Origin of the sequence: Bacillus sp. JJ1521 (assembly GCF_036965165.1) — a bacterium.
Taxonomy (GTDB): domain Bacteria; phylum Bacillota; class Bacilli; order Bacillales; family Bacillaceae_L; genus Ferdinandcohnia.
On sequence record NZ_JBALOX010000111.1, the window covers coordinates 17,261 to 21,877 of the forward strand.

General features: G+C 37.0%; 5 protein-coding genes. 3 read left to right on the forward strand and 2 right to left on the reverse strand.

Going from position 1 to position 4,617, the window contains the following annotated elements; all coding sequences use genetic code 11:
* The first annotated feature begins 14 nt into the window (after positions 1-14).
* Positions 15-794: a bifunctional hydroxymethylpyrimidine kinase/phosphomethylpyrimidine kinase gene (gene thiD / locus V7147_RS15665; RefSeq protein WP_335368770.1), complete on the forward strand. Its 780-nt coding sequence runs from the start codon at positions 15-17 to the stop codon at positions 792-794.
* Positions 795-818: 24 nt separating this feature from the next.
* Here the strand turns inward: thiD and V7147_RS15670 are convergent, their stop codons facing one another.
* Entirely contained in the window at positions 819-1,589 is a 771-nt protein-coding gene (locus tag V7147_RS15670) for a class I SAM-dependent methyltransferase (RefSeq protein ID WP_335368771.1), read from the reverse strand.
* Between the two features lie 169 nt (positions 1,590-1,758).
* Here V7147_RS15670 and V7147_RS15675 point away from each other — a divergent pair, with 169 nt between their 5' ends.
* Both V7147_RS15675 and V7147_RS15680 read left to right on the forward strand, forming a co-directional pair.
* Complete coding sequence (locus tag V7147_RS15675) at positions 1,759-2,676, forward strand: ParA family protein (protein ID WP_335368772.1); 918 nt, start codon at positions 1,759-1,761, stop codon at positions 2,674-2,676.
* Positions 2,677-2,692: 16 nt separating this feature from the next.
* Positions 2,693-3,175, forward strand: a complete 483-nt coding sequence (locus V7147_RS15680) for a hypothetical protein (protein ID WP_335368773.1) — start codon at positions 2,693-2,695, stop codon at positions 3,173-3,175.
* Between the two features lie 15 nt (positions 3,176-3,190).
* On the opposite strand, the gene V7147_RS15685 is transcribed toward V7147_RS15680, so the two are convergent.
* Positions 3,191-4,453, reverse strand: coding sequence for a HAMP domain-containing sensor histidine kinase (locus tag V7147_RS15685; protein ID WP_335368774.1), 1,263 nt, complete (start codon positions 4,451-4,453; stop codon positions 3,191-3,193).
* Between the last annotated feature and the right edge of the window lie 164 nt (positions 4,454-4,617).

Genomic DNA, 4,617 nt, shown 5'->3' on the forward strand with positions numbered 1-4,617 from the left:
AGGAGTGATTGGTCATGAAAAAAGTACTAACAATTGCTGGCTCTGACTGTAGTGGGGGAGCGGGGATCCAAGCCGATATTAAAACAATTACTGCCCATAAAATGTATGCAATGAGTGCAATTACGGCGCTCACTGCTCAGAACACAACTGGCGTATATGGTGTACTGGATTCGACTCCGGAATTTGTCGGACAACAGCTTGATTGCATTATGACTGATATTTTTCCTGACAGTGTAAAAATAGGGATGGTGTCCTCACCTGAAATTATTCAAAAAATCGTAGAGAAGCTAGTGGAATATCAACCACAAAATATTGTCTTGGACCCAGTCATGATTTCCACAAGTGGAAGTAGACTGTTGAGTGAATCAGCGATGGATGCTTTAATTACGAGATTATTTCCACTTGCTACTGTTATTACACCAAATTTACATGAGGCTGAAGCGCTTTGCGGAATGGAGATTCACACGAAGGAAGACATGCAAATGGCAGCTCAAACATTGTCCAAAACGTATAATGGTGCCATTTTAATTAAAGGGGGTCATCTTGAGGATACAGCCGATGATCTTTTATATAGCGATGGAGAGTTCACCTGGTTCCAGGGAGCCCGTATTAATAACCCGAATTCTCATGGCACAGGCTGTACGCTTTCATCAGCCATTGCTTGTAATTTAGCAAAAGGTTTGGATATTAAATCAAGTATTCACGAGGCAAAACGTTATATTACGGGAGCACTGGGCGCGGGGCTTGACCTTGGAAAGGGAAGCGGACCATTGAATCATGTTTATGAACTATAAAAAAAGTGGGGGATCCCCCACTTTTTATAATTTTGTAGCTTTTAACACAACTGCTTCTCCTTGGAAGGAAATGATTTTATGACTCTCGATTTGTATCCGAAATTTTTGTTTGGTTTTATCAGAAGCGTTCAGCATGTATTCGGTTAGTTCAGACTTCTCTTGGTCTGACAAATGCATGCGGTCACACCAGCTTTCAAATGTAAAAGTCTTTTCAAAACGATAGAGTTCCTGAATTTCAAAGCCTTCATTTTCTAACATTTGGATCCACTCGGTCTTTTTCCAAGCACGAAAATGGCTGTAGTCTCGCTTTTTTTCTACTGTATTATAAAATTCATCAAATTCATCTTTTTCAGGAGCAACATTATCATCTAACAAGAACTGTCCTTCTTTTTTTAATACACGCGCTACTTCACTTACGAAGTTTGTAATGTTAGGAAAATGGTGTGGTGCGATACGGCACGATACGATATCGAATGTTTCGTCTGAGAATGGTAGTTTTTCAGCATCCCCTTCAACAAATTCAACATTTTCATGACCATTACCTTTAATGAATTTTTCTGCAACCGCTAACATTTCTGGCGTTAAATCGAAGGCTGTAACCTTTGCTACATGAGGCGCAAGTGCATTTGCAGTATGTCCACCACCAGTAGCAATGTCGAGGACAAGTTCTGTACCCTTGGCCTCAGCCAATGAAACTAATGTTTGTAAATCTCCACCCTTACGATGGCCTTCACTTGTTACGTAAGATGCTGCACTACGACCAAATTGCTTTTGAACGTCTTTTTTATTGTCCATTCTTTAACCCCCTATAAATGTGATATCTCTATCTTATAGTAAAATTTAACATTAGGAAATTATAAAAAAATTATAAAATGAGATAAGAAAAGGTTATGGGAAGCCGAAATAAGAATATTTTCCTATTTCATTAATACATTTAAATGAATACTTCTGAGGGGGTCAGCAAGTGGCGGAAGGAAAAAAGATTTTTGTTGGGAACTATAAAGGGGGAGTCGGCAAGACTACGAGTATCTATCAGATTGCACTTCACCTAGCAGAGGCAAAAAAGAGGGTGCTCTTAATTGATTTAGATCCACAATGTTCGTTGAGCGAAATTTGTCTCACAAGAATTGATAGACACCTTGAGCAACTAGGGAACAATGAAAGTCTAAACTTTGTCTATGATCTGTGGGAGCAATTTAAACAATACCCTTATTTAAGATATACCATTGATCCAACAACCTTAATCAAAAAAACTCCTGAGCAAATCCACTTCATTCCATCTAATCTATTCTATAAAAATGGTGGCCTCGATCAAATTGCTTCAAAATTATGTGATGATTTTGAAGACCTAGTTGTGCTCCAGCAATTTTTCCAAAGTACGGGGCTTGAAGGTAAGTATGACTATATTCTGTTTGATTGTCCACCAAGCAATAATGTGATAACCCAAGGTGCATTCCTTTTATCAGATTATTATTTAATTCCGTCGATCATTCAAACGATGAGCATTCGTGGGGTAGTCCATTATACAAAGTCGGTTGAAAAGATATATAACCATTATTGTGATGATCATAAAAAAGCAGATCTAGCAAAATTATTATTTGGCCCAAAACCAAAGTTAATCGGTATTTTTGAAACACTGAAAAAGACTAATGTCAATAATGTCAATGCAATTAAAGATTTAAAATCTGACCTAAAAGGCGCTGGTATAAAATCGGTTTTATCAGATATGGAGGATGGAAATTATTTATTCAAAACGGTGATCCGCCACTATGAGGCGATCGCACGCGATACAGCAGACGGTAAAAAACGTTCGGAATATGCAGAATTAACGGATGAAATCTTATTTTGTGTGGAACCAAATATTTTTAATAGTCTCATATAAGTGGAGGACGAAATGGATGAGTACATTAACCTATCAAAAGGTTGCAGTTCATTTGGAAAAATTAAAAGAAATTTATGAAACACTTCAATTACCAAAAAAAGAATTGAGGGAAATTGAAAGAGCTATTGAGATATTTAAACAAAATGGTGATGTCGTGGTTGGAGCTGCTTTAGTGACGAAATCTGTATCAAACAAAAAAACAAAGCAATCATTTTCTGAAATTGTTGATTCTTTATTTCAAGGAAACTATCACGATTTGGAAGGGACGAAGCTACGTTATCATGAGCTAAACTCCGCTGAGCAGGTAATTACCTACATTGATTTTACTGCAAAAACAAAAATTTTAAAAGAATCTAGCGCCTTAGATTTAAAGCTATTATACTGTTTGCTTACAGAAGATAAACAAGAGCTAAAAGGGACGAAAAACGAGGTATACGAGGCAATTAAGCGAAATGTTCGAGCAAAAAAACGAGGAAAAGCGTTTTTAGAATTTGCATAATAATAACCCCACGTTTTAAGCGTGGGGTTCATTTATGGAACGGACGGAGGGAAACTGGAAGGTGAATTCGGTTCCTTCTCCGACTGTACTTGTAACACGAATCGTACCATTCATTGCTTTTACTATACTATAGACGACCATCATGCCAAGGCCGGTTCCTTTAGGTCCTTTAGTAGAATAATAAGGCTCTCCAAGCCGTTCAATCTGTTCTTTCGTCATCCCTACACCTGTATCTCTTATCACAATTGTTACATCGGAGCGGTCATAGCTGGTTTCAACAAATAATTGACCCCCACCTGGCATGGACTCAATTGCATTTTTCATAACATTGATAAAGCATTGATGAAACTTCTGACGGTCTCCTTCCATCGAACCAATCACCGCAAAATTCGTAATGACTTCCACGGAGTACTGATTCGCAGTGGGCCTTAAAATAGAAATGACCTGTTGTAATTCTCGCTTGATCTGAAGCGTTTCAAAAGTTTCTAATGCTGGCTTTGAAAAAGTCAAATAATCTTGAATAACTCTTTCAGCGGATCCTAGTTCTTCTTTAATTATTTGAAGATACTCTTTTTGTTTATGGCGGGGGAGGGTATTGGACATTAATAACTGTACAAATCCCATCGCCGCGGTTAAAGGATTTCTAATTTCATGAGAAATCGCAGCTCCCAATTGTTCAACCGCATGAAGTTTTTCTGATTTTACAATGGTTTGTCGCATTTGGATATTATTGCGGACAAATTCGGTTAAATAAGACAATATTCCTAAGCCAATCGGTGGAAGGGTTAGGTACGCAAACCAAGCATCCAAAGGATTGGCTGGTTGATTTGTAACTTGTAGTGCTGCAGCTGTTAAAAAGGATAAAATAAAGGTCAAAAGTACCGCTACGCATATCCGCTTATTTGAACTCTGCTTCCAAAACTTGGGGTAGATTCTCCACAAGATAACAGAAAAGGGGAGATACAATAAAATTGTTGCGAAAAATCCCAGGTTTATCCCATAAAACCCTCTAATAACAATTACGGTCAAACATAAAATGGGACCAAGTCCTAGATAAAGACCTCCAATTAATACCGGAATAAGACGAAGGTCAAAGTAGTAGGTGGGAGTTGGTTGATAGGAAAATATAAAGCAAACCAAAATAAGCACAGTTAATCCGATGTACGCTTCTCCTTTTGAAAGGGAAAGGTTTCTCTTTCGTTCAAACCATATTAATCCGATAAATAAAAGTATGATTAATAATGAAAGGTTAATCAAAATGTGCTTAGTAATTTCCATAATTCACCTTCGACAATTTAATAGTAAAGTTTTATAATATATCAAATAGTTCGACAACATGTGATTCCATTATAATACATAATAAAATGGTTTTGTTGAAATAAGTAGTTTTTATTGAAAAAAATCTGCAAATTCAAAATAGAGCTTTTTCCTATAATTGTTTT

Bases quoted from the DNA above. Each gene is read 5' to 3' on its own strand.
- thiD (WP_335368770.1), top strand. From the start codon at position 15: ATGAAAAAAGTACTAACAATTGCTGGCTCTGACTGTAGTGGGGGAGCG.
- V7147_RS15680 (WP_335368773.1), top strand. From the start codon at position 2,693: ATGAGTACATTAACCTATCAAAAGGTTGCAGTTCATTTGGAAAAATTA.
- V7147_RS15670 (WP_335368771.1), bottom strand. From the start codon at position 1,589: ATGGACAATAAAAAAGACGTTCAAAAGCAATTTGGTCGTAGTGCAGCA.
- V7147_RS15685 (WP_335368774.1), bottom strand. From the start codon at position 4,453: ATGGAAATTACTAAGCACATTTTGATTAACCTTTCATTATTAATCATA.